Below are 24184 nucleotides of genomic sequence, written 5' to 3' on the forward strand. Positions count from 1 at the left end.
CTACTTTTAACCAATTGTTGGTAGAAGTTGTTTCATTTTTCCATAAAAAGATGTCATCACCGCCAGAGTTGCTTACTATGATTTCTGGAAAACCATCATTATCTGTATCGCCAATAGCATTTGAGTAGCTTTCGCTAGTGTCGTTTTCAAAGCCTGAGCTAGATTCTATACTGAAAGTTCCATTCCCGTTGTTGGTGTAGAATGCTGCTGACATTAAACTTGGCACACCACCATCTAACGAACCACTAACATATAAGTCTAGGTCTCCATTGTTGTTTGCATCTAAGAATACTGCTCCCCACGCAATACTTTCAAACATGGTTCCTGTTCCCGCAGCAACATTGCTAAAAGTTCCATCGCCATTGTTTCTTAATAAGTAGTTTCCAGGAATTCCGTTAGTTACGTAGATATCAAACCATCCATCTCTATCAAAGTCCGAAATGGTAACAGACATTGCATCAATTGCTAGGTTTGTTCCAGATTCTTCACTTACGTCTGTAAAGGATCCATCACCGTTATTTTTGTAGAGAATATTTGTGGTATTTGTTTTGTCATTTGCCATGTAAATGTCTTGCCAACCATCATTGTTGTAGTCAAAGAATGCTGAACAAAATGATAAATGACTTCCTGTGTCAATTCCTGCGGAAGCGCTTACATTTGTAAAAGTTCCGTCACCGTTATTTTTATAGAGATAGTTTGGTTGTGGTGTACTTAATCCTCTGTTGCAAAGAAATACATCTAAGTATCCATCGTTATTATAATCGCCCCAAGAAGCGCCAAAGTTATCTTGTGCAGCAGTAGGCAAGCCTGCTGAAATTGTAACGTCTGTAAGTGTGTTACCACTGTTTCTGTATAAACGACTTCCATCAACATCACTAGACACGTATAAGTCTTTGTCGCCATCATTGTCAAAATCGACCCAAATAACTTGTTTTTGCTGTGCGTTGTTGCTAGGAACCATTGTTGTTTCAAGAGAAAACGTTCCATCACCGTTATTTTTATAGATTTTTAAAGGATCGCCACTTTGCGTTCCAATGGTTATGTCGTCCCAACCATCATTGTTGAAGTCGCAAAAGGAAATTCCTCCGCCAAGATAAATGGTTCCACTGTAATCATCAACTCCTAGTGCGGTTGCTTGATTTTCAAAATATATTTGTGCATTTAGTTGAAAACAGAGAATATAAAGGGTACACGAAAAGAATACTGGTAATCGTCTTTTCATAAGCAGTCGGTAAATAGTTTATTGAGTTCGAGACTTCTAAACTATTAAAACAACTCAAATTTCACAAATATTTAACATATTATATTTGAAATATGTAATGATTTCTTTTTGTTTGTGTGTTATTCTATGTATTTGCTAGCAGTTTTTAAGATTTCTATTTTTTAAAAAAATCAAAAAAAATACCTCTAAGCAGCTTAGAGGCATTTTTTAGTATATATGAATTTTGTTTTATTCTTCTGTAAATCTTTCGATTACTTCTTGGCTAACTCCTGTGTTTGAGAATCCGCCATCATTGTAAAGGTTTTGCATGGTTACTCTCTTTGTTAAGTCTGAGAATAGCGTTACCGTGTAATTTGCGCAATCCATTGCAGTTGCGTTTCCTAGTGGAGACATTTTTTCTGCATATGAGATGAATCCATCAAATCCTTTGACACCTTGACCTGCCGTTGTTGGCGTTGGCGATTGGGAAATTGTGTTGACACGAACTTTCTTTTCTTTCCCAAAGAAATATCCAAAGCTACGTGCAATAGATTCTAAGTATGCTTTGTTGTCTGCCATGTCATTATAATCTGGGAATGTACGTTGTGCCGCCATATACGTTAGTGCCACAATACTTCCCCACTCGTTCATTGCATCTTGTTTGTAAAGTGTTTGCATTACTTTGTGAAATGATACCGCAGAAACGTCCCAACCTTTGGTCATCCAATCGTATTTTAAGTCTGTGTAATGTCTTCCTTTACGAACATTTACAGACATTCCGATAGAGTGTAATACAAAGTCAATTTTCCCACCAAGGATTTCCATAGATTTTTCTATAAGGTTTTGAAGGTCTTCTTCGCTGGTAGCATCAGCAGGAATGATTTCTGAACCTGTTTTTTCCGCCAAGTCTTTTATTTTTCCCATACGCATTGCAATTGGCGCATTTGTCAATACAAATGTTCCGCCTTCTTCATGCACACGTTCGGCAGTTTTCCATGCAATAGAGTTTTCGTCTAAAGCACCAAATATGATTCCTTTTTTTCCTTTTAATAAGTTATATGACATGCTTGTTGATTTTAGTCGTTTTTAGCTGTTTGGTAGTTCAAATATATGGTAAAAGATTGAATTGATCGATTTCTAAGTATCGAAATTATCTTTTATGATTTTAATAGTTCTTTCGCATTTGCCAATGCCGAATCGGAGATTTTTGCACCACTTAACATTTGTGCAATTTCCTCTATGCGTTCTTCTTCGCGCAATTCTTTTAAATGTGTGGTTGTCACTTCGTTAATATCTTGTTTGTAGACTTTGAAGTGTTGTTTTCCTTTGGCAGCAATTTGCGGTAAATGTGTGATAGAAAATACCTGCATACTTTTCCCCATGTGCTGCATGATTCGCGCCATTTTGTTCGCCACTTCACCAGAAACTCCTGTGTCAATTTCGTCAAACATAATAGTTGGTAATTGCATGTATTTTGACAAAATTGCCTTGATACACAACATAACGCGCGACAATTCTCCTCCAGAAGCCGCTTTTTTGAGCTCGTTAAAGTTTCCGCCTTTGTTTGCCGCAAATAGAAATTGTAAATCGTCCATTCCATTAGCGTAAAATTGTTTTGCCAATTGAACTTTGATATCAAAACGTGCATTTGGCATGCCCAAGTTTGCTAATAAACGCTCTAGTTGTTCAACTAATTTTGGAATGCCTTCCGTACGTTTTTGATGAATTGTCTTTGCAAGTTGCTTTAATTGATTGCTTAATGTTGTCAGTTCTTTTTCTTTTGCTTGAATGACTTCATCTATGTTTTCCGAAACGGCCGCTTTTTCAGAGAGTTCCGTTTGAATTTCCACTAATTCTTCAACTGAAAGCACATTGTGTTTTTTTTGTAAATCGAATATCTTTTGAAGCTTCGATGAAATTTCTTCTAATTGCTCAGGATTGAATGAAACTTCTCCTTGCAGATTGATGATTTCGTTATAAATGTCATCTAATTCTATGTATGAACTTTTAATGCGTTCTGCCAAGCTGTTAAATTCTGGTGCAATTCCCGAGAGTTTTCCTGAACTACTTGCAATTCTGAAGTAAATTTATACTCCAACTTGCTCATCAGAAAGGATTTGTTCCGATGTACTTAGATTCGTTTTTATGTCTTCCGCATTATTTAAACGCTCGTATTGCGCTTCTAAATCAGCAAGTATCAAGCCTTCTAGTTTTGCTTCTTCCAATTCTTTTAAAAGAAACATATTGTAATCATGTTCTTTTTCTAAAGCCGCTTGTTCGTCACGAATGTTTCGTAATTCTTTTTGAGTGGCTTGATAAGTTTTGAGTACTTCTTGATACGAAGTTACTTCGTCAGAAACGTTTGCCAGCGTATCAATGACTTGAAATTGAAATTGATTGTCAGTCAATTGTAATGTTTGATGTTGCGAATGAATATCAATTAATTGATCGCCCAAAGCTTGTAATACGCCTAAACGCACAGGAACATCGTTTACAAAGGCTCTCGATTTTCCAGAAGGCAATATTTCACGTCGTACAATTGTATCATGATCGTAATCGAGATCATTTTCTTCAAAAAATTGTTTGAGCTTGTACTTTTTTATGGAAAATTCCGCTTCAATCACACATTTGCGATCTTTATCTTTTAGCGAAGATAAATCCGCACGTTTTCCTAAGATTAATGCCAAACCGCCTAGAAGAATTGATTTTCCAGCACCAGTTTCTCCAGTGATAATCGTTAGTCCTTTGTCAAATTCGACTTGTAAAGAATCGATTAACGCAAAGTTTTTTATAGAAAGTTGTGTGAGCAATGCCGTAAAGTTTTGTTACAATAGTTTCAACATACAAAAATAGCGTATTGCTCTAAATTTTCGCAAAAATCAGAATTTAATTTTTTCCCATTTTGAAGCGTGAAATGGCGCGACTCTATTGAGGGTTTCTACCAATTGTGTGACACTTACTTTTGGTCCGCCAGAGAAAACATTTTGAATTTCTTCCGCTTTGGCATCAAAAAAGGTTTGTAATAAGAAGGAATTGGGTCTTCGGTTGTTCAATGCTTTGAAAAGTTCTAAGCTTCCACTGATGGCTTGTTTTGCCGAACGCGGATCATCTGCCATTTTATCCATTCCTACTCTGTGGTAGTTATACATTACCGTTCTGTATTCTTTATACGTATTGTTGAGCATGTTGTCTAACAATCTCCAACGTGTACGATTTCCATCTGCTTCTTTCCATCCTAGAAATGGACTTGTCTGCGAGAGGTTCACAATTTGTTGTGCTTGCGCATAGTAATCTGATCCGCCTCTGAGCGAAAATGTGTCTGCGTCAATCCCTAAAATAATGTGCACATAGTAAGCAACAACCGCAACTAAGTTTGAGGTGAATGCGTTGGGATTGTATACAATTGGTTGAAATTCTTGATAGATGAATCGAAATTGTCTGTCATTGAAGTTAAATACAGGCGACTCAAATGACGAATTGTAGATTGGTCGTGATGATTGCACTTGAATGGTCGCTACGAATTCATCCGATTGGTATTGCGATACATTTATCACCATACTACAGTTGATGCGTTCTTGTGGTGCAAATTTCTTATTAGTCCATTGAGTTTTGTTGACAAAATCATTCAGCGAACGTTCTAAGGTTTTGAAAATTTGCTGATTTGTCTGATTCACTTGTTGTGCATCAATTGTGATTTGACAGTTTAATTCTTGTGCCGTCATGAATGATGCTACACTGAAAAATAAGATACTTAAAACAAGATTACGCATGGATTCGTTTTAAAATTTCACTAAATATATCGTTGGCTACTTCAGCTTTCGATTTTAATCCAAAAGCTAAGGTATTCATTTTTTTATCAATAATTGTTACTTTGTTTGTTGGTTTTCCAAATCCTGCTCCTTTATCGTTTAACGAGTTGAGCACAATCATATCCAAGTTTTTACGCGTAAGTTTTCCTTTAGCATTTTCCAATTCATTGTTCGTTTCTAAAGCAAAACCGACTAAAAATTGTTCTTTTTTGATGTCTCCAAGCGAAGCAAGAATGTCTTTTGTTTTGACCAACTCTATCTGTAACGTTGAATCGTTCTTTTTTATTTTCTGAGTAGCTACATCTTTTGGTTTGTAATCTGCAACTGCTGCCGAAAGTATGGCAATATCTGCTGAAGGGAAATCTGCATGCGCCGCATTATACATGTCTTCTGCACTGATGACATTTACCACGTTTACTGACGAATGTGAAATGCTTTGATTGTTTGGACCTGCAATTAAAATAACCTCAGCACCTAAGTTTGCTGCGGCTCGCGCGAGTTCATAGCCCATTTTTCCAGAAGAATGATTTCCGATGAAACGCACAGGATCAATAGCCTCATAAGTTGGACCTGCTGTAATGACTACTTTTTTTCCTTTCAGCGGAAGCGCAGCCAAAATATCTTTTTCTATAAAGGAAACGATGTCTTCTGGTTCTGCCATACGTCCTTCTCCAACCAAACCACTTGCCAATTCTCCGCTAGTTGCAGGAATCATGATGTTTCCAAAACTAGCTAGTTTTTCAAAAGAGTTTTTGGTCGATAGATGTTTGTACATATCCAAGTCCATTGCTGGTGCAAAATAAACTGGACATTTTGCTGATAAGTAAGTAGCAAGCAATAAATTATTGCTATTTCCTGTTGCCATTTTGGACATGGTATTTGCTGTTGCAGGTGCAATCAACATAAAGTCTGCCCACAAACCAAGTTCTACATGATTTGTCCACATGTCGTTTTCATCTTCTTCATTAGTAAAAGATGAATGCACGGGATTTTTAGATAATGTAGATAAGGTTAACGGCGTTATGAAGTCTTTGGCAGCAGGCGTCATAATCACTTTGACTTCGGCGCCTGCTTTGATGAATAACCGTACTAGAGAAGCTGTTTTATAAGCGGCAATTCCAGCGGTAACGCCTAGTAATACTTTTTTGCCCCTTAAAATTGACATAGACTAAGCTTCTTCTTTTGTGTTACGGTAATATATTTTTTCTTCCAACCATTCTTGTACAGCAATAGCGTGTGGTTTTGGAAGTTTTTCGTAGAATTTAGATACTTCGATTTGCTCTTTGTTTTCAAAGATTTCTTCTAAACTGTCGTTGTGTGTAGCAAATTCGTCTAACTTCTCAATCAATTCTTTTTTGATTTCAGAGTTGATTTGAATTGCTCTTTTAGCTACAACAGAAATTGCTTCATAAATATTGTCCGTTGGCGCATCAAATTGATTTCTTTCAACTGTTGTTGTGCTGATTGGAGCGTCTAAGTTTTTAATATCAACCATAATTGTTATTTTGAAAATTTTGCTAATTCTTCTGTTATTGAAGCCATAATTTTGTCGGCTTCTTCTCTATATTTTGATTCAGGATAAAACTTTACCAACGTTTTGTACGCTGATGCGGCTTCATTATAACGTCCTTCCATTAAAGATGCAAAACTTTTTGTTGCTAAGTTATACATGGCATCTAGTTTTAAGAACATGGCATCTTCTCTGAAGCTTGTCCCTGGATAATCTGAAAGAAAGTTCTCAACTGCTTTTATTGACGATTTGTAATCAGAAATCGTATTGTATTGTTTTGCAATTTCGTATGCTTTCTTTTCAATTTTTGTTGTCAATTCATCTACCATTACATTGGCATTATCTAGATATTTTGAATCTGGATAGTTGTTGATGAATGATTGAAGTTTATTAATTGCCTTGATTGTTTCTCTTTGATCTATACTGTAACGAGGCGATTCCATGTAATAGCTTTTTGCTTCATAGAATGCTGCAGATTGGATACTGTCACTTTTTGGATATGAACGTACAAAACGCTCAAATTGATATCCTGAAACGATGAATTGTTCTATTTCAAATAGTGATCTTGCATATAAGAACGTTACGCGCTCTCCTTGCGGTTTCCCTCTGTATCGTGGTACAATTTGCTCAAAAAGTCTACTTGATTTTTTAAACTTTCCTTCTTTATATAATCTTTCCGCTAGTTCGTATTTTACTTTCGTATCTTCCGACTTAAGTGCTTTTTGGTATTCGCTACAAGAAGCGAATGTAATAGCTATTAAAACTAGGTATAGAAATTTAGGCATCTTTTTAAACATCTGGCAAAAATAGGTATTTATTATGTATTATGAAAACATTTTTAAGTCGCTAAATTAACTTTAGAAATCTGATTTTAGTATTCTTTATCATAGTTTTAACTTTTTGGAGCGCTTTGCTTTTAGATCGCTGCCGCTTTTGGAGCGCTTTGCTCTTAGATCGGCTTCGCCTTTTAGACTGCTTTGCTGTTAGAAACGCTAACGCTTTTAGACTTGTTGGAATTGCTGACGCTTTTAGACTGCTTTGCTTTTAGAGCTAACTCTCTAACTAATCTAACCATCTAAGTAAGTCTAATAACCTGAGTTCGATTAATATTCAGGATAGTTTTACTACCAAAAAAAGATAGATTTTTAGTAAATTAAAGTGTTGAAATTCAATTTATTAATCTAAAAATCTATCTATGGTTTCTTTTTCTAAAATTACGGAAATATTTTGTATTGTTGATGAATTCTGCAAAGAATATGATCAAATAGTTGATAAATCGCTACTTGGTAATGCTCCCAAACGACCTCCAATAATGTCAAAAAGTGAAATTATTACCATTACAATACTTTTTCATTTAAGTGGTTTTAGAACTTTTAAGCACTTCTATATATTTTATATTCAGAAGCACATGCAGGAAGAATTCCCTAAAACTATATCTTACAACAGATTTGTCGAACAAATGCAAAGTAATTTAATGGCTATGACTTTATTTTTGAAGACTTGTTGTCTTGGTGATTGTACTGGGATTTCTTTTGTGGATTCCACACCTATTAGAGTCTGTAAAAACAAGCGTATCAAACGCAATAAGGTATTTAAAGGAATAGCCAACACTGGAAAGTCTACTATGGGATGGTTTTATGGATTTAAACTTCACATCGTCATAAATGATAAAGGCGAAATCCTAACCTTTACAATTACACAAGCCAGTGAAGATGATAGAACACCACTAAAACAAGAACGATTTTTAGACAAAATATTTGGAAAACTATTTGCTGACAAAGGATATATAGGCAAAGAACTAGCCAAATTACTATTCATTGATGGCGTACAACTGATCACCAATATTAAAAATAATATGAAAAACGCGCTGTTGACAATATCAGATAAAATACTGCTTAGAAAAAGATCCGTAATAGAAACGGTCAACGATGAACTTAAAAATATTTGTCAAGTAGAGCATTCAAGACATAGAAGTTTTGAAAACTTTCTTAGCAATCTAATTGCAGGATTGATAGCTTACAGCTTTTTACCTAAAAAACCACAAATTAGATTTCAGTCAAATAATAGTAATCAAATTTACTTGTTTTAATAATCGAACTCAGGTTAATAAGCTAAACTACATTTTCTCCGTATGACTTATTTTACGATGATCTAATACCGTGTAACCGTCTTCATCAAAATAGAAGGCTTTTTCGAAGGCGACATTCATCAGTAATTCTTCAAAAGTATACGAATGTAATCGGTATACTTCTTCGTTGAAAGCTTCGTCATAGTAAGAAACCATGATTAAGAATTCGCCATTGAGTGTTTTGAGTTGTTCTTCGGTAAATTTATGCAATGGTGAATCTTCTGTGATTTCATGTACCAATGTCCATGTTGTTGGCAAATAGGTAATGTGATCTCTTTCTAGTTTTAATTGATAGAAGTTACGCTGATAGCCTTCATTATTGTCCATTTCTGTAATTGCCAACGTTACCGTTACTCGCGGATTTATCATGACGTCTGTTTTGCTATTCATCAGCCGAAACATTAACGCTTTTCCATCGTTAAAATCACGCCAAATGATGTTTTCACTGAATTGAATGAGTGCTTTTGGTTTTGAAAATCGTCCGTATAGTAATCCTGTTACGAATGAAAAACTTAGCAATCCTACCAATGCTTGAAAACTTGACACAACGCCAGCAATCAAGCTTGTTGGAGCCATTGCGCCATATCCTAAAGTTGTAATGGTTTGCGACGAAAAGAAAAACGCATTGACAAAATCTACAATAAATGTTTGTGGTTCTACAGAAATGTATTCTACACCAATAAAAACATATATGGTGGCAAAGAATAGGTTTAAAATAAAGTACGCAAGAAATACAAAACAAAAGAAACGCGTCCAACTGATATCAACCAAATACGCATATAATGCAGAGATTCCTGTTTTTCCATGCAAATGCTTAATGTTAAACGAACCGTCTTTGTTGACGATTCGTTTTGCCGTAGTGATCGCATCTTCTCCTAATCCTGGATCTTGTACTTTTTTTGCCATTCAATGTTATGAATTCAATGAATCGGTAAAGTCGTTGAGCTTTTGTTTGAGCGAATCAGAAGCTTCTATTAGTGGTAAACGTACTGTTGCCGTAGAAAGATTCAGTTTTTCAAAAACAGCCTTGATTCCCGCTGGGTTTCCTTCTTCAAATATATAATCAATTGCTGGCATAAGTTTGTAGTGAAGTTTTGTGGCTTCTGCAACGTTTCCAACCAATCCAAAACGAATCATTTCAGAGAATTCTTTAGCATATCCTTGTCCTATTACAGAGATTACTCCTGCGCCACCTGCGAGTGTCATTGGCAACGCAATCATATCATCTCCAGAAATTACCAAAAAGTCTTTGGGTGCATCTTTTAGCAATCGCATAGCTTGTACTATGTCGCCCGCAGCTTCTTTGACAGCAATGATATTTTCAAAGTCATTTGCCAATCTAATCACCGTTTCAGGCAACATATTGCTTGCGGTTCTTCCTGGAACATTGTATAAAACGATTGGTTTCGGACTTGCTTCTGCAATGGCTTTAAAGTGTTGGTAAATTCCTTCTTGAGTAGGTTTGTTATAATATGGAGAAACAGATAGAATTGCATCAATATCATCAAAATTTGTTGCTTTTATTTCAGCTACAACAGCAGCAGTATTGTTTCCGCCAATTCCTAAGATGATTGGCAAACGTTTGTTGTTGGCTTTGACAACAGTTTCAATCACCAGCTGTTTTTCTTCTGTAGTAAGCACAGCACTTTCAGCCGTTGTCCCTAAAACGACTAAATATTCAATTCCTCCTTCAATCACGTGCGACACAATGTTTGCTAATGCGCTTGTATCTACCGAAGTGTCTTTGTTAAAAGGGGTAACAAGGGCAACTCCAGTTCCGATGAATTTCTTCATTATTATAATTTATTAAGTATGTGTAAATATTTGTGTAATTCTTCTGCAAATGTTTGTATCTCTTTTTCTTTTGTTTGAATAATGAGATCGTGTATTTCTTGATCGCAACCTGCAATTCCAATTTTAAAATCTGCTTTGTGCAAGCCTGAAACTAATTGCAACGGCACTATATTGTTGTTGTAATAACTGATTAATACATCAAAAGGTGCGTCAAAAAATTGCTTCAAGTCTTTTCCTTTGGGGTTTCCTTTCCATCCAAAGTCTTTTTCATAAAAAACTGGATAATCAATTGTACGCGCTTTTTTAAAGTTTTTATGATAGCATAATACTTGTACTGTTGCTCCCAATTGCAATTCTTTAATTATCGAATTAAAATCAGGCATTTCATCAGCATTTACAATAATTCCAACAGTTTGTATAGGTGCATTACTAACTTTTTTTGCTGTAATATTATTGAGTTTTTTGTTCAGTGCTTTCTTTGCCGATTTGTATTGTAATCCTTTTAAAAACATGCATGCAATTTGATTCTTTACAAAAGTACTCTTTTTCCATAAAAAAAAGAGATGTACATTTAGACACACATCTCTTAAATTTTAAAACTACAGCTAACTTTTACCCTCATAAACGTTAGTTATACGGCAAGTTACGTGCCTTCTTGGAAAACAAAAAATATATTTCGTAAGCGTCAAATTTTAACAACGAACGTCAATTTCACACCGCTATTCACAAAAAAAGTGTGTGTGTTTACAATTTTTTAGTGCAATTCGCTCTTATTGTATCTGTGATTTTTCATAATTTGCCAGATATTTAGTTTAAGTGAAATAAGCATATTCAAAAATTTCAATACAAACCGATCTAATTGCTATGCGAATTCCATCTGACTCACCTAATAAATTAAAAACAAACAGATGAAAAAAATTGTTGCTTTATTGGCTATTTTTTTAATGTTCGCTTGTGCGGAAGAAAAACAAAGCGTTTCTCGAATTGAAGGAAAACGCATCAATATTAATGATTCTTTAACCGCAGATCAGGAAATTGAAGCATATGTAAAACCATTTCGTGAGCGCATTGAAGAAGATATGAATAAAGTGTTGAGCTACGCACCAAAAGATATGCACAAAAATGATGGCGAACTGGAAACTACAATTGGCAACTTAATGTCTGATTTGATAAAGTCACAAAGTGAACCTATTTATAAGAAACGAACTGGAAAAAGTATTGATATTTGCTTGTTGAATCATGGCGGAATTCGTGCGCCCATACCAAAAGGACCAATAAAAACACAAACCGCTTTTAATGTGATGCCTTTTGAAAATTCAATTGTAGTTGCCGAACTTACCGCAGCTAATATACGTAATATGGTTGCTTATTTAGCGGAAGCCAAACGTGCGCATCCTATTTCTGGCTTGACCATAAAAGTAGATGACGATTTTAATGTGAAAGAAGCATTGGTCAACGGAAAACCTATTGAAGATGGCAAAACGTACACCGTAGTGACTTCTGATTATTTACAAAATGGTGGCGACCGAATGGACTTTTTGAAAGATCCGGAATCATTAGAGATTTTGGATTATAAGATTCGAAATGCCATGATTGATTATTTTAAAAGTACAGACACCATTCCTGCAAAACTTGATGGCAGATTTGTAAAGCAATAAACCTATTATTATAAAATGAGCCATAACTGATTCAACTTTTATTGGCAAATTCTATCTGACTTAATTCAGAAAACACAAACAAAGAGATGAAAAGAAAAGATTTTATACAACAGTCGTTAGCAACAAGTGCCTTTGTAACTTTGGGAGGTTTGTCTTTACAGAGTTTTACGGCAAATACTGCTAAGAAACATATTACCATTTTACACACCAATGATGTACACAGTCATATTGATCCTTTTGATGCGAATCATCCGCGAAATCCAAATCAAGGTGGCGCAGCACGTAGAGCGAGTTTGGTAGCAAAGATTCGAAAGGAAAATCCAAATACATTATTGCTAGATGCAGGTGATATTTTTCAAGGAACGCCGTATTTTAATTATTATGGTGGCGAATTGGAGTTTAAAATTATGAGCATGATGAAGTATGATTTGGCAACCATTGGAAACCACGATTTTGACAATGGAATTAACGGATTGTACGCACAGTTACCAAATGCTAATTTTGATTTTGTGTCTGCTAATTATGATTTTAAGAATACCGTTTTAGATACACATGTAAAACCGTATAAGATTTTTGTGAAAGATGGAATTAAAATTGGAATTTTTGGACTTGGTGTAAAACTTGAAGGTTTGGTAGATAAACGCATGTACAAAGAAACGGTTTATAATGATCCTATTGAATCTGCACAAGATATGAGTCGTATTTTGAAAGAAGAAGAAAAGTGCGATTTGGTCATTTGCCTGTCACATATTGGGTATAATTATAGAAAAAATCCTGAGCGACCTTCCGATTTGATTTTAGCACGAAAAACCAAGAATATTGATTTGATTATTGGTGGACATACACATACGTTTTTACAGAAACCTACGATTGAAAAGAATATTGTTGGAGAATCTGTCATGGTGAATCAAGTTGGTGCCTACGGAATTTACGTTGGTAGAGTTGATTTTTACTTTGATAGCGAAAAGAATGTCATTGCCAATGGGAAATCGATTATTGTGTAGATTTTAGGTGTTGGGTGTTGGGTTTTTGGTAGAAATTTGAACTATTTACCTTTTTAAATTTTCACAGTTTCATCAATGGAATCTTTGATGATGATGTATTGCCACATTTTATAGTGAGAATAAATAAACAGTAAGTTTGATACAACTGTGTATACTGGTTTTCTATCCACAAAGAGATACATTCCAAATACAATTCCCATAAAAGCCGTAGAAAGTCCTGCTAAGATTAGTTTTTGTGTTACTTTGTTTTTTCTGCTGAAATACGTCATGATCGACATGAATGAAAAATATCCGATAGCAAACGAATAGAAGATTACTTCGCCGAAAATGGCATCATCTATTTTATCCACAAAAAATATAAATGGTAGCGTGTAAATCGCTAAAAAAGGAACAGTATTGACAAGCAATCTTCTTGTTGATATGTAATGCGACTGCTTGAGTACAATAATACCATAAATTGCCAACGCTACTCCACTACTCGCAATTCCGTTAGCGAGTTTTCCTTGTATAAAAAAGAAATAATCGGCAAGCATAAAAACAACTAATGCTAATAGGTATAAAATATTTTTCACCTCAACATACAAGAAGTAAAAAAGTATTAGAATAGGAATTGTGAGAATGATGGTGTATTTTCTAAATATGTAATCTGGAAAAAATAGCCATAGTATGTCAACGCCTGCAACGCAGATCAATAAAATGGTAAGGAGTCGTAGATTTTTTTTCATTAACGTCACAAAGTAAATTATTTCTAAAAAGAAATCCTATCATTTTACAAGCCTACTTGTCTGCTGCTTTTGAGAAGGAATCTCCCTATCATTTTCTATTGCTTTTAGTACAATATATTTATACATCGCGTAATGCATAAACAAGAAGGTAATAACCACGCCAACTCTGATGGTTATTAAGAATTTAAAAAAGAGATTGTATCCGTGAATGATCGTAGAGATTAAGAAAACAACTCCTGAACTAAGTAACCACAAATTTATTTTATTTGGTTTGTTGATGTAAACAAGTGTTGTAATAAAAAAGAACAATCCGACACAAAATACATAAATCATGATGAAATTAAATACTTCTATTTGTACTGCATCTGAATATAAAATAAGCGGAACGAGATATACAATGAGAAAAGGAATTGTAGCAATGATGATGGTTTTTATAGGAATGACTTCTGCTGTCTTTAAACTAATAACAACATACAGAAAAACGCCAATTGCATAGAAAATTAATGCGATATTAAAGTATCCTTTGATATTGAGAAAAATGATTCCTAAAAATGTAGCCAACATTGAAAAAACATATAATGTGTTTACCTTTTTTACCGAATAAAAATATAGTATTAACAATGTTGGTATTGGTAAAAATGTAGTGTATTTTCTTTGAATTATAAGCGGATAAATAACTCCTAAAGCATCAATGAGTGTCAGGAAAAAATAAAGATATGTTAGGAGTTTACGTTTAGACATTCGTTAAGCAATTAGTCTTATTTAAGTTACAAAATATTTATTAAAAACTCCCTTTAAAAGTGTTTTGTAAGCTATATTTTTTTCTTCCGACTACCTATGCAACTAAAAACCAACAACATGAAAAAATATATTCCATTTATTATTCGCCTTGCAATTGCTATTATTTTAATTCAAACCTTACGATTTAAGCTTACAGGAGCAGAAGAAAGTGTCTATATTTTTGAAAAAGTCGGTCTCGAACCTGTCGGGCGCATCGGAATTGGCATTGCAGAGCTAATTGCAGGAATTCTAATTTTGATTCCAAGAACAGCTTGGATTGGCGCAATTTTGACTTTAGGAATTATTGGTGGTGCCATTATGATGCATTTGACGCAATTAGGAATTGAGGTTGTTCACGGAGGAAAAAGTGATGGTGGTGTATTGTTTGTTACTGCAATTGTAGTTTTTATATTGAGCGCAATCACACTTTGGTTGCAACGAAAAAATATTCCAATTATAGGAAAGAAGTTTCAATAACGGAATCAATCAAGAGAAATCGTTTAAGGTGTTTTTTTCATCTTCCAACATAAATTTTAGCGAGAAAAACAACATCAGGTTGCTACAAAAAACAGCCAATACTGTAAACATTCTTTCGTAAACATACAATTCATTAATTGTTATAATGATATTCATAATAGCTAAATTCACAGCAGCGATCAGCATCCACAAATTAGCCTGATTTTTGTTGCGAATGTAATAATAAAGTGCAAACATTATATATGTTAACATTAACACAACCATTACAGCAAAGTAGATAAAGTCTTCCCGAATTTCATCATATACCAAACACATCACACGATCATACACATATAAAATAGGTAACAGAATAAATAGCAAGATGATGTAAGTTCGTACCGTTGTTTTTTGTTTTTCGTTTTTGATATACATCAATCGGATATACAAAAGATAAAATAATGAAATACAGACAGAAACTTCTGGGACACATTGCCCAAGCCCTATAATGATTAAGACGCCACCTGCAAGTCCGACAATTAACGCTAGTGGAAATAGAAAGTTTAATGATTCTTTTTTTTCTTGTATGTAAATGATAGCTATTGTAATGAAACAAAAAGGATATATATACAGCAAGTCTAGTTTATCAAAAAACAAAGCAATGATGAGCGCAACAAAAGCCGTGATAAAAAATGCTAGATATGTTGGCTTTGTATATTTCATTCGTTTATTGAATTAAATAAATCAGTATCTTCTTCATCTTTATTCAGCATAAACTTTAATACAAAAACTTGTATACATAAGCTACAAAATACTACAATAACTGTAAAAATGGTTTGATACATGTAGAGTTCATTCAAACCAATTATAATGTTCATAAACCCTAGGTTTACAGCTGCGATAAGCATCCAAAGATTTGACGGCGTTTTGTCTTTAACGTAGTAATACAAAGCTGTGATAATATAACTCAGCATGAAAAACATAAGAAAACTAAAGTAAATAACGACATTTTTTAGTTCTTCAGAAACTGTATCAATAAGGTTGTAATACATGTACAATAAAGGAATAGACATCAGAGCTACATAAAGGTATGTTTTTAGTTCTGCTTTTTTCATCTTGTTTCGCACATACATCAATCGTAAATAAATGATGTAGAATAATGAAAATAGCACTGAAACGGCTTTTAGATGATCGCGCATGCCAAGTATAAGCAATACGCCGCCAGCCAAACCAATGCATTGCGAAAGAATGTACAATACACTTGTCGGATCTTTCTTTTCCGTAAAATAAATAATTAAGATTGTTACTACCGTAAAAGGTTGCGCATATATTAAATAAAACTTTTCCAAAAATATAGCTACGAGTATCGTGACAATTCCAGCAATGATAAAAGCTATATGTGTTGGTTTCGTTAAATTCATCTATATCATATTCAAAAACTCATCTTCGGTTATTATTGGTATGTTTAATTTCTCCGCTTTTTCACGTTTGCTAGGTCCCATTTTGTCACCTGCAACTACAAACGATGTTTTAGAGGATATGGAAGAAGATACTTTTCCTCCATTATTTTCTATGAGTTTTTTTAATTCGTTTCTCGATACTTTTTCAAATACTCCAGAGACTACAAACGACTTTCCGAGTAATGTTTCCGTGAGTCCTTCCAGTTGTTCTGCTGAAAATTCCAATTGCACACCAAACTTCTTTAATCGTTCAATCATTTGCAAATTAACATCTTCCGCAAAAAACTGCGCTACACTTTCGGCGATCTTCACTCCTATTTCGTCGACGTTAACTAAATCATTCGACGAAGCGTTCATAAGTGCATCGATAGATTTGTAATGTTTTGCCAATTTTTTAGCAACTGTTTCTCCTACATACCTAATTCCTAAAGCGTACAAAACACGCTCAAATGGAATCTTTTTTGAAGCTTCAATTCCGTTGATTAAGTTTTCAGCACTTTTTTCTGCCATTCGCTCTAGCGGAATTACCTGTGCTGTGGTCAATTCGTATAAATCAGCATAATTGGTAATCAATCCTTCTTGCACTAACAAAGCGACTGTTTCGCCGCCTAAGCCTTCAATATCCATTGCTTTTCGCGAAATATAATGTTGAATTCTACCCACAATTTGTGGTGTACAACCTGCAACATTCGGACAGTAATGTTGTGCTTCTCCTTCTTTACGTTCTAATGGTGTATGGCATTCGGGGCATTCGGTTGCGTATACCGTTTCTGTAGAATCTTCTGGACGCAAATCAAAGTTGACTCCAACGATTTTAGGGATAATTTCTCCACCTTTTTCTACAAACACCGTATCGCGTTCTCTTATGTCTAATTTAGCAATTTGATCTGCATTATGCAAGGATGCGCGCTTTACAGTTGTTCCTGCCAATAAAACAGGCTGTAAATTTGCCACAGGAGTAATAGCTCCAGTTCTACCAACTTGGTAAGTAATTTCATTTAAAACCGTAGCAACTTGTTCCGCTTTAAATTTATATGCCATTGCCCAACGCGGCGCTTTTGAAGTATAGCCTAGTTCTTCCTGATATTGCAAATTATTTACTTTAATAACTACACCATCAATTTCATATTTTAATTCGTGACGATTGGCTTCCCAATAATTTACAAACTGTAAGATTTCATCAACATTTTTAGCTACTTTGGCTACAGTTGGCACTTTAAAACCCCATTCACGCGCTTTTTCCAAACTTTCAAACTGTGTAGCAATTGGCAATCGTTCGCCTTTTATATTGTATAGTAAACATTCTAACGGACGTTTGGCAACTTCACTACTATCTTGTAATTTTAAACTTCCTGAAGCTGTATTTCGTGGATTCATGTACGGATCTTCGCCATTTGCGACACGTTCCTCGTTCATTTTTTTAAATCCGTCAAGCGGAAGAATGATCTCACCACGAATGTCAAATTTTGGAGGATAATCACCTTTTAGTTGCAACGGAACCGTTTTGATCGTTTTGATATTGTTGGTCACTTCATCTCCTTGAAAACCATCGCCACGTGTGACTGCTTTGATGAGTTTTCCATTTTCGTATGTTAAATTCATAGAAGCGCCATCGTACTTGAGTTCGCACGTATATTCTACCGTTGAAACACCGAGAATCTTTTCAATACGCTTTTCCCAATCCAATAAATCTTCTTTCGAATACGAATTGTCCAACGAATACATACGATATTCGTGTGCAATGGTATTGAAATTCTTCGTGATTTGTCCGCCTACGCGTAACGTTGGCGAATTCGGATCGTGAAATTCGGGATGTTTCGCTTCTAATTCCTGCAATTCTTTGAGTTTCATATCAAACTCATAGTCAGAAATCGTAGCATTATCTAATACGTAATAATTGTAATTGTGTTCGCGTAATTCATCGCGCAAAGCGGTCAACTTTTCTTGAATGTTTCTCATGTAGTCTAAATATTGTGAAGTATCTAAACAAATATAACAAACTACAGGTTGACAACCATAATTTTACGCCAGATTATCCTGCAACTACAGCACCTTTTCGCTTCGAAAAGCCATAAAACATGATGTATGCGTAACAAACCATTGCAAGTACAAAAGCGAGTTTGAAACCTACATTATCAATTAAAGCTCCAATGATAAATGGAATGATTGCTCCACCGACGATTGCCATACATAATAAGCCAGAAGCTTGTGCTTTTAACTCGCCCAAACCTTCTAAACTTAGTGTAAATATGGTTGGAAACATGATTGAATTGAACAATCCGACTGCCAAAATGGACCACATCGAAATTAATCCTGTTGTCGTAATTGATATTGCAATCATAGAAATAGCAAGTATCGCAAAGATGCTTAATACTTTTGCTGGCGACATAATTTTAGTGAGATATGCACCTACAAAACGACCAATCATTGCGCCGCCCCAATAGAAAATAATAAATACTCCAAGTAGTGATTTTGGGTCTTTTCCGTCAAAATCTTTCCCGAATACATCTGCAATCGTATTGGCAATACTCATCATCGTTTCGTTTCCTGCTACGACAGCTCCCAAATTCATGTTATCAAAATAATTTACCATAAAACTTCCTATGGAAACCTCGGCTCCAACATATACGAAAATCCCCAACGCACCGAGAAGCATCATTTTGTTTTTTAGAAGTTTCAAATAACCGCCTTTTGGACTGGTTTCCATGATGGTTGGTAATTTAATAAAGAAGAAAACTACTGCCAACAACGCAATAAATCCTGCGATTAGTAAGAATGGCGTTTGTACCGTTGATGCTTCTGCAATGTAGTATGCTTTTTTATCTGCTTCACTTAGTAATTCTATTTCTTTTGAATTTTTCACAGAATCACTCAATAAGTATAAAGCTCCAACTACAGGTGCAATTGTGGTTCCTAATGAGTTGAATGCTTGCGATAGGTTTAATCGGCTACTGGCGCCTTCTTCACTTCCTAACAAAGCTACATATGGATTGGCGGCAACTTGCAATACGGTGATTCCGCCTGCGAGCGTAAAATACCCAATTAGGAAGACTGAAAATGTTCTGTATTCTGCGGCTGTATAGAATAGCAAACAACCAATTGACATAATGACCAAACCTAAGATGATTCCTTTTTTGTAACCAATTTTTGACAGGATGAAACCTGCGGGTACAGAAACGAAAAAGAACGCTGTAAAAAAGGCAAATTGTACCAATACTGTTTTGGCATAGGACATTTCAAATACATCTTTTAATCTTGGCACTAAGCTATCGACTAAAACCGTGATAAATCCCCAAAGGAAGAATAACGTAGTTAGAAATATAAAGGCGCTTTTATAGGATTTGTTGGTTGACATGTTTTGTTGGTGTTTGGTGTTTGGTGTTTGGTGTTTGGTGTTTGGTGTTTGGTGTTTGGTGTTTAAACTTATAAACTTTTCAACTTATATACTCATAAACTCATTACCAATTTTAAGATGAATACTATTTGGTTTTATTGTAATAATTAGACTTGTGATTTTTGTTTTCGTCATTTTGATAAATAGTGTAATTGAACCATTCGTGGATACAATACGCGCCCGTTTCTCCTTTTTTATTGACTGCAATATAACCCACTTGAAAGTCTTTGTAATTCGGACTTTTTTTGATGACACGTTTTACAGCTTCTTCACAGGCTTCTTGTGGCGATTTTCCTTGTCGCATGAGTTCTACAATGAGAAAACTTCCTACGGTTTTTAAAACTTCTTCACCCATTCCTGTTGCGGTTGCACCTCCAATTTCATTGTCTATGAATAATCCTGAACCTATGATTGCCGAATCGCCCACGCGCCCTTGCATTTTGTAAGACAATCCGCTTGTGGTACATGCGCCCGAAATGTCTCCGTTTTTGTCTATTGCCAACATTCCAATCGTATCATGGTTTTCTACATTGATGATCGGCTTGTATTTGGCTTCAACTTTCCACTTCTCCCAAGCTTTTTTGGAAGCTTCTGTGAGTAAGTTTTCTGGTTTGAAACCACTTTTTATTGCAAATTGCTTCGCGCCATTTCCAGCTAAAAGTACATGTGGCGTATCTTCCATGACTTTTCTTGCTACAGATATTGGATGTTTTATATTTTCAATACAAACAACCGCACCGTAATCTCCTTCTTTGTTCATTATGCACGCATCGAGTGTTACATTTCCATCTCTGTCTGGCAAACCACCTTTTCCCACAGATTGATTGTTTACGTCTGCTTCTTCAACCATTACACCTTGTTCTACGGCATCTAATGAAGATTTTCCTTCTTGCAAAACGTCCCAAGCTTTTTTGGTTGCGTTTGGTACATTCCACGTAGCAATTACCATCGGAATGATTGGTTTTGCATCTGAATTGGTCGTTGTTGCTACAGCTTTTTCTTTAGATTTGCCATCATCCGCGCAAGCAGTCAAAGCCGTTCCAACGGTGAGTCCTAATCCTGTTAAAGCAGCGTTTTGAATAAATTTTCTTCTTTTCATCTGTGAGTGATTTTATTTGCTGCTTTTCACAAGTTTCAAATTAAATGATTAAAATGAAAAACAGTCAATCGTATTTTGACTTCTTTTGATACTATAGAATGTATGTTTTTTGGGCGCTTTTTTTAGAAGTCGTTTACAAACTTATGATTTTATTTTTCAGCTAGAATTGCTGCAATGTTTGGTTTGAAATAGTTAGGTCCTTTGAGTACTTTTCCATCTTCTCGATAAATAGGTTTCCCATCTTCCCCTAATTTGCTCATATTGCTGCGCTGAATTTCTTCGAAGACTTCAATGATTTTCTCTTGCATTCCGTGTTCTATGATCGTTCCGCAGAGAATGTATAACATATCACCCAGAGCATCGGCAACTTCTACCAAATCATTATTTTGAGCTGCTTCAAAGTATTCTTCATTTTCTTCTTTCATAAGATTAAAACGAAGTAGGTTTCTTGCTTCTCCAATATTGGCGGTTGGTGTATTTTTTATTCCCAAACCAAATGCTTCATGGAATTCTGTAACGGCTTCTATTCTTCTTTTCAAATCGTACTTATTTTTAAAATTATAGTCGAAATATACTTGATTATTTAGCGCATTTTAGAATGTTTACTATTTTATTTTGAAACTTTTATTAACAACCTTTGCTGTTTAATTCGTAATTTTGTTAAAATAAAATATGTGTTATGTTCAGTTCAGGTCAAATAATTTTTGCTGCTTTTTTTGTAATTATTTTTGTTGCAATTATGATTTATGCGTATCGCAAAGACTTACAACTACACAAGCGTTATTATAAGGGAAGTTTGCGTATTCTTCTGGTTTTCATCCTCTTTATTATCACCATCGTTGTGATTAAAAAATTCATTGTATCTTAAATTTAGTTTGTTTTCTATGCTGCATTTTTTGTAAATTGTAGGAAAACTTACTAACCATTACCATAATATAAACACATTTATTGCAGTTTTTTGCTGCAATAGGATTCCCAAATCGTCATTTATATTTGGAGTGCATATAGTTTGTTTGTAATTTTTAGAACCCTAAGATATGATTACAGTCGCTATTGCAGAAGACCATCAGGCATTGATTGATGGCATGCTTTCGTATTTGGAGTACGAAGAAGATATTCAAATTGTCGGACATGCCAATGATGGCGAATCGCTTTTAAAAATTGTTCGCCGAAAACAACCCAAAGTCGTGATTTGCGATATCCGAATGCCCAAAATGGATGGGATTGTAGCTACGAATCACATAAAAAAAGAGTTTCCACATATTAATATATTGGCGTTTACGATGTACGATCAAGATAGAGCTGTACAGCAAATGTTGGATGCAGGCGCGACGGGTTATATTTTGAAAAATTCGCCTTTAAAAGTCGTCTTGGAAGCCATTTACGCACTTTCGGAGCACAAAACGTACTATGATGCCAAATTGAATATTGGGCAGATTTCTAAAAATAGTTCTGAATCTATTTTATCGCGACGCGAAAAGGAAATTTTGGCACTCATTGCACAGCGAAAGACTTCTAAAGAAATTGCGGAGTTACTTTTTATTTCGAAATCTACCATAGACACACACCGCAAAAACATGATTCAGAAGTTACAATTGCAAGGCGCTAATGAGTTGTTGGGTTATGCTATTGAGCAGAAGTATGCTTTTTAGGGTTGGTTTTGGATTCGAATAATTTGAAAATACCTATATGTGGGGATGTTTTGGTGGTTGGGAATTTGGGATGTTTGTATTGTAATTAATTAAAATGATATTTATGACTGAAGATTTGGCCAACATACAATTAGAACAATATGGCGATTTTTTTATTGAGATGCCAGGTGTACATTATGTAGCTGTAGTTAAAGATGACAATAATGTTGCTAATGATTACTCAATGGAAATTGGAGTTGATAAAAAATTTGAAAAAGATGTTAATTTAATACTTAAGCAAAGAAAATCAATTTTGGAGAAGATTCCTTTCGAGCTTAAATTACCTATTAAAAGAAAAAAATCTAGATTCTTAAGAAAAGATATTAATTCTTTTAAGGGTATAAATTTTGTGCGGTCATTACCATTTTATTTTCAAAATGAAATAGCTTCAGGTCAAGAGATTTCGATGACAAATGCTAGTCAAGCTAAAGGTACAATTGGAGCTATTGTAGAATTAGAAAATCATAAAGGAGATTTCATACTCTCTAATTGGCACGTAATGATGCAGAGTAGTGGAGATCTTGGAGCAGGTATAGATAATAAAAGTGATGAAAAGATTGCTGAACTTTTTTGGGGACTTAATAATGAATATTATGACATTGCTCTATCGAAGATTATTTCTAAAAAGCAAATAATAAAGGAGAGAAAAATTGATACTGTAAAAAAGTATAAAGATATAAGAATAGGTGATTCTGTTAAAATTGAAGGGTTTAAAAGTGGATTTGATAAGAATACAATTTACTCTAAAAATGCATATGTTAAGGTTGGTAACGAGGAAAGAATTTTTAAGAATCAAATAATGACAGGTAAGTTATCTGTATCAGGGGATTCAGGATCAATAGTTCTTAATAAGAAAAATGAAATTATAGGTATTGTCTGTGCCGGTGATAATAAAAAATTTTCAATTTGTAATCATTTACATAGTTTATTATCAAGTAATATACTGCCTAAATATGAATACGGAGACAAAGGGAAAAAGAAAATTATTAAAATGCCAGAGATAAAGTTTAAAGCTATTTATACAAATAAAAGTCTAATCATAAGATCTTAAATTATGAAAATTGAAAGAATTAAATCAAATACAACAAATAGAGTTACTCTTTTTGAAGGAGAAAAAAAGTTTTTAGTTACGGGTAATGTTGAATTAGATAATGCTAGTAAATTAACCAAAATTGATTTAAACGTAGATAATCCGAATGATCAATGGTATGAATTAAAACATGCTAATACATGTTATGAGCATATCGAATCAGGTATAAAAGCTCATGTGTTAGAATTACACTTTGAACAAAAAAAATTGCCTCATACACATTCCAATTCGGTAAAAATTGATAAAGAATATATTTTAGATAAAGGTTCTTTTATTTTCGTTACCGCTATATTTTACACTAATATAGCAAACTTTAAAAAATGTCATTATAGTATTTTTGATGGTCAACCCGAAACAAAAGACGGAGCAATAATAGTGAGTATATGAT

General features: G+C 34.5%; 26 protein-coding genes. 7 read left to right on the forward strand and 19 right to left on the reverse strand.

The annotated features are described in order from the left end of the window. The 8 genes from KAOT1_RS23205 to KAOT1_RS09285 all read right to left on the reverse strand — a co-directional run. The coding region (locus KAOT1_RS23205) for an FG-GAP repeat domain-containing protein (protein ID WP_007094523.1) at nucleotides 1-1222 on the reverse strand (1222 nt) is incomplete at its 3' end. A gap of 228 nt (nucleotides 1223-1450) precedes the next feature. Then, nucleotides 1451-2266 (reverse strand): enoyl-ACP reductase FabI, encoded by an 816-nt coding sequence (locus KAOT1_RS09260; RefSeq protein ID WP_007094524.1) that lies wholly within the window; start codon nucleotides 2264-2266, stop codon nucleotides 1451-1453. A 92-nt stretch (nucleotides 2267-2358) separates the two neighbouring features. Then, on the reverse strand, nucleotides 2359-3225 hold the full coding sequence (locus tag KAOT1_RS23735) for a DNA repair protein RecN (RefSeq protein WP_007094525.1): 867 nt from the start codon (nucleotides 3223-3225) through the stop codon (nucleotides 2359-2361). A 63-nt stretch (nucleotides 3226-3288) separates the two neighbouring features. Beyond that, nucleotides 3289-4011, reverse strand: a complete 723-nt coding sequence (locus KAOT1_RS23740) for an AAA family ATPase (protein ID WP_007094526.1) — start codon at nucleotides 4009-4011, stop codon at nucleotides 3289-3291. 69 nt (nucleotides 4012-4080) lie between these two features. After that, nucleotides 4081-4971: a type IX secretion system protein PorD gene (porD, locus tag KAOT1_RS09270; RefSeq protein ID WP_007094527.1), complete on the reverse strand. Its 891-nt coding sequence runs from the start codon at nucleotides 4969-4971 to the stop codon at nucleotides 4081-4083. Further along, nucleotides 4964-6175 (reverse strand): bifunctional phosphopantothenoylcysteine decarboxylase/phosphopantothenate--cysteine ligase CoaBC, encoded by a 1212-nt coding sequence (coaBC, locus tag KAOT1_RS09275; RefSeq protein ID WP_007094528.1) that lies wholly within the window; start codon nucleotides 6173-6175, stop codon nucleotides 4964-4966. The genes porD and coaBC overlap by 8 nt, the downstream gene beginning before the upstream one ends. Before the next feature lie 3 nt (nucleotides 6176-6178). Then, complete coding sequence (locus tag KAOT1_RS09280; protein WP_007094529.1) at nucleotides 6179-6505, reverse strand: DNA-directed RNA polymerase subunit omega; 327 nt, start codon at nucleotides 6503-6505, stop codon at nucleotides 6179-6181. Nucleotides 6506-6510: 5 nt separating this feature from the next. Then, complete coding sequence (locus tag KAOT1_RS09285) at nucleotides 6511-7305, reverse strand: outer membrane protein assembly factor BamD (protein WP_007094530.1); 795 nt, start codon at nucleotides 7303-7305, stop codon at nucleotides 6511-6513. Between the two features lie 410 nt (nucleotides 7306-7715). On the opposite strand from KAOT1_RS09285, the gene KAOT1_RS09290 reads away from it, so the two are divergent. Next, a complete protein-coding gene (locus KAOT1_RS09290; protein WP_007093529.1) occupies nucleotides 7716-8609 on the forward strand; it encodes an IS982 family transposase in 894 nt (297 codons plus the stop codon). A 27-nt stretch (nucleotides 8610-8636) separates the two neighbouring features. Here the strand turns inward: KAOT1_RS09290 and KAOT1_RS09295 are convergent, their stop codons facing one another. The 3 genes from KAOT1_RS09295 to KAOT1_RS09305 are packed head-to-tail and all read right to left on the reverse strand — an operon-like array spanning nucleotide 8637 to nucleotide 10954. Further along, nucleotides 8637-9554 (reverse strand): ion channel, encoded by a 918-nt coding sequence (locus KAOT1_RS09295; RefSeq protein WP_007094531.1) that lies wholly within the window; start codon nucleotides 9552-9554, stop codon nucleotides 8637-8639. Between the two features lie 6 nt (nucleotides 9555-9560). Next, complete coding sequence (dapA, locus tag KAOT1_RS09300) at nucleotides 9561-10442, reverse strand: 4-hydroxy-tetrahydrodipicolinate synthase (RefSeq protein WP_007094532.1); 882 nt, start codon at nucleotides 10440-10442, stop codon at nucleotides 9561-9563. Between the two features lie 2 nt (nucleotides 10443-10444). Further along, nucleotides 10445-10954, reverse strand: a complete 510-nt coding sequence (locus tag KAOT1_RS09305) for a DUF6913 domain-containing protein (protein WP_007094533.1) — start codon at nucleotides 10952-10954, stop codon at nucleotides 10445-10447. A 396-nt stretch (nucleotides 10955-11350) separates the two neighbouring features. On the opposite strand from KAOT1_RS09305, the gene KAOT1_RS09310 reads away from it, so the two are divergent. Next, nucleotides 11351-12100 (forward strand): 5'-nucleotidase C-terminal domain-containing protein, encoded by a 750-nt coding sequence (locus KAOT1_RS09310; protein WP_007094534.1) that lies wholly within the window; start codon nucleotides 11351-11353, stop codon nucleotides 12098-12100. Nucleotides 12101-12186: 86 nt separating this feature from the next. Then, complete coding sequence (locus KAOT1_RS09315) at nucleotides 12187-13104, forward strand: bifunctional metallophosphatase/5'-nucleotidase (RefSeq protein ID WP_007094535.1); 918 nt, start codon at nucleotides 12187-12189, stop codon at nucleotides 13102-13104. A 53-nt stretch (nucleotides 13105-13157) separates the two neighbouring features. Here the strand turns inward: KAOT1_RS09315 and KAOT1_RS09320 are convergent, their stop codons facing one another. Together KAOT1_RS09320 and KAOT1_RS09325 are read right to left on the reverse strand one after the other, a co-directional pair. Continuing rightward, nucleotides 13158-13829, reverse strand: coding sequence for a hypothetical protein (locus KAOT1_RS09320; protein WP_007094536.1), 672 nt, complete (start codon nucleotides 13827-13829; stop codon nucleotides 13158-13160). Between the two features lie 39 nt (nucleotides 13830-13868). Continuing rightward, nucleotides 13869-14570 carry a hypothetical protein gene (locus KAOT1_RS09325; protein WP_040559443.1) on the reverse strand — a complete coding sequence of 234 codons (702 nt, stop codon included), beginning with the start codon at nucleotides 14568-14570 and terminating at the stop codon, nucleotides 13869-13871. 117 nt (nucleotides 14571-14687) lie between these two features. Here KAOT1_RS09325 and KAOT1_RS09330 point away from each other — a divergent pair, with 117 nt between their 5' ends. After that, nucleotides 14688-15086 (forward strand): DoxX family membrane protein, encoded by a 399-nt coding sequence (locus tag KAOT1_RS09330; protein WP_007094538.1) that lies wholly within the window; start codon nucleotides 14688-14690, stop codon nucleotides 15084-15086. A 9-nt stretch (nucleotides 15087-15095) separates the two neighbouring features. Here the strand turns inward: KAOT1_RS09330 and KAOT1_RS09335 are convergent, their stop codons facing one another. From KAOT1_RS09335 to KAOT1_RS09360, 6 genes are all read right to left on the reverse strand, one after another. Next, a complete protein-coding gene (locus KAOT1_RS09335) occupies nucleotides 15096-15785 on the reverse strand; it encodes a hypothetical protein (RefSeq protein ID WP_007094539.1) in 690 nt (229 codons plus the stop codon). Beyond that, entirely contained in the window at nucleotides 15782-16483 is a 702-nt protein-coding gene (locus KAOT1_RS09340) for a hypothetical protein (RefSeq protein ID WP_007094540.1), read from the reverse strand. The genes KAOT1_RS09335 and KAOT1_RS09340 overlap by 4 nt, the downstream gene beginning before the upstream one ends. Next, entirely contained in the window at nucleotides 16484-18481 is a 1998-nt protein-coding gene (ligA, locus tag KAOT1_RS09345; RefSeq protein WP_007094541.1) for an NAD-dependent DNA ligase LigA, read from the reverse strand. Between the two features lie 73 nt (nucleotides 18482-18554). Then, nucleotides 18555-19877 carry a sugar MFS transporter gene (locus KAOT1_RS09350; RefSeq protein WP_007094542.1) on the reverse strand — a complete coding sequence of 441 codons (1323 nt, stop codon included), beginning with the start codon at nucleotides 19875-19877 and terminating at the stop codon, nucleotides 18555-18557. Nucleotides 19878-20001: 124 nt separating this feature from the next. After that, nucleotides 20002-21015, reverse strand: a complete 1014-nt coding sequence (locus KAOT1_RS09355) for a N(4)-(beta-N-acetylglucosaminyl)-L-asparaginase (protein WP_007094544.1) — start codon at nucleotides 21013-21015, stop codon at nucleotides 20002-20004. A 149-nt stretch (nucleotides 21016-21164) separates the two neighbouring features. Beyond that, nucleotides 21165-21554: a pyrophosphohydrolase domain-containing protein gene (locus KAOT1_RS09360; protein ID WP_007094545.1), complete on the reverse strand. Its 390-nt coding sequence runs from the start codon at nucleotides 21552-21554 to the stop codon at nucleotides 21165-21167. 498 nt (nucleotides 21555-22052) lie between these two features. Between KAOT1_RS09360 and KAOT1_RS09370 the strand changes: the two genes are divergently transcribed. The 3 genes from KAOT1_RS09370 to KAOT1_RS09380 all read left to right on the forward strand — a co-directional run bounded on the left by KAOT1_RS09370 (nucleotide 22053) and on the right by KAOT1_RS09380 (nucleotide 24183). After that, nucleotides 22053-22667 (forward strand): response regulator, encoded by a 615-nt coding sequence (locus KAOT1_RS09370; RefSeq protein WP_007094547.1) that lies wholly within the window; start codon nucleotides 22053-22055, stop codon nucleotides 22665-22667. A 103-nt stretch (nucleotides 22668-22770) separates the two neighbouring features. Then, complete coding sequence (locus KAOT1_RS09375) at nucleotides 22771-23757, forward strand: trypsin-like serine protease (protein WP_007094548.1); 987 nt, start codon at nucleotides 22771-22773, stop codon at nucleotides 23755-23757. A gap of 3 nt (nucleotides 23758-23760) precedes the next feature. Beyond that, on the forward strand, nucleotides 23761-24183 hold the full coding sequence (locus KAOT1_RS09380) for a hypothetical protein (protein WP_007094549.1): 423 nt from the start codon (nucleotides 23761-23763) through the stop codon (nucleotides 24181-24183). Nucleotide 24184 lies beyond the last annotated feature (1 nt).

The sequence above is a fragment of the Kordia algicida OT-1 genome (genome assembly GCF_000154725.1).
Taxonomy (GTDB): Bacteria; Bacteroidota; Bacteroidia; order Flavobacteriales; family Flavobacteriaceae; genus Kordia; species Kordia algicida.

Bases quoted from the DNA above. Each gene is read 5' to 3' on its own strand.
- KAOT1_RS09260 (WP_007094524.1), bottom strand. From the start codon at position 2,266: ATGTCATATAACTTATTAAAAGGAAAAAAAGGAATCATATTTGGTGCT.
- porD (WP_007094527.1), bottom strand. From the start codon at position 4,971: ATGCGTAATCTTGTTTTAAGTATCTTATTTTTCAGTGTAGCATCATTC.
- coaBC (WP_007094528.1), bottom strand. From the start codon at position 6,175: ATGTCAATTTTAAGGGGCAAAAAAGTATTACTAGGCGTTACCGCTGGA.
- KAOT1_RS09280 (WP_007094529.1), bottom strand. From the start codon at position 6,505: ATGGTTGATATTAAAAACTTAGACGCTCCAATCAGCACAACAACAGTT.
- KAOT1_RS09285 (WP_007094530.1), bottom strand. From the start codon at position 7,305: ATGCCTAAATTTCTATACCTAGTTTTAATAGCTATTACATTCGCTTCT.
- KAOT1_RS09290 (WP_007093529.1), top strand. From the start codon at position 7,716: ATGGTTTCTTTTTCTAAAATTACGGAAATATTTTGTATTGTTGATGAA.
- KAOT1_RS09295 (WP_007094531.1), bottom strand. From the start codon at position 9,554: ATGGCAAAAAAAGTACAAGATCCAGGATTAGGAGAAGATGCGATCACT.
- dapA (WP_007094532.1), bottom strand. From the start codon at position 10,442: ATGAAGAAATTCATCGGAACTGGAGTTGCCCTTGTTACCCCTTTTAAC.
- KAOT1_RS09305 (WP_007094533.1), bottom strand. From the start codon at position 10,954: ATGTTTTTAAAAGGATTACAATACAAATCGGCAAAGAAAGCACTGAAC.
- KAOT1_RS09310 (WP_007094534.1), top strand. From the start codon at position 11,351: ATGAAAAAAATTGTTGCTTTATTGGCTATTTTTTTAATGTTCGCTTGT.
- KAOT1_RS09315 (WP_007094535.1), top strand. From the start codon at position 12,187: ATGAAAAGAAAAGATTTTATACAACAGTCGTTAGCAACAAGTGCCTTT.
- KAOT1_RS09320 (WP_007094536.1), bottom strand. From the start codon at position 13,829: ATGAAAAAAAATCTACGACTCCTTACCATTTTATTGATCTGCGTTGCA.
- KAOT1_RS09325 (WP_040559443.1), bottom strand. From the start codon at position 14,570: ATGTCTAAACGTAAACTCCTAACATATCTTTATTTTTTCCTGACACTC.
- KAOT1_RS09330 (WP_007094538.1), top strand. From the start codon at position 14,688: ATGAAAAAATATATTCCATTTATTATTCGCCTTGCAATTGCTATTATT.
- KAOT1_RS09335 (WP_007094539.1), bottom strand. From the start codon at position 15,785: ATGAAATATACAAAGCCAACATATCTAGCATTTTTTATCACGGCTTTT.
- KAOT1_RS09340 (WP_007094540.1), bottom strand. From the start codon at position 16,483: ATGAATTTAACGAAACCAACACATATAGCTTTTATCATTGCTGGAATT.
- ligA (WP_007094541.1), bottom strand. From the start codon at position 18,481: ATGAGAAACATTCAAGAAAAGTTGACCGCTTTGCGCGATGAATTACGC.
- KAOT1_RS09350 (WP_007094542.1), bottom strand. From the start codon at position 19,877: ATGTCAACCAACAAATCCTATAAAAGCGCCTTTATATTTCTAACTACG.
- KAOT1_RS09355 (WP_007094544.1), bottom strand. From the start codon at position 21,015: ATGAAAAGAAGAAAATTTATTCAAAACGCTGCTTTAACAGGATTAGGA.
- KAOT1_RS09370 (WP_007094547.1), top strand. From the start codon at position 22,053: ATGATTACAGTCGCTATTGCAGAAGACCATCAGGCATTGATTGATGGC.
- KAOT1_RS09375 (WP_007094548.1), top strand. From the start codon at position 22,771: ATGACTGAAGATTTGGCCAACATACAATTAGAACAATATGGCGATTTT.
- KAOT1_RS09380 (WP_007094549.1), top strand. From the start codon at position 23,761: ATGAAAATTGAAAGAATTAAATCAAATACAACAAATAGAGTTACTCTT.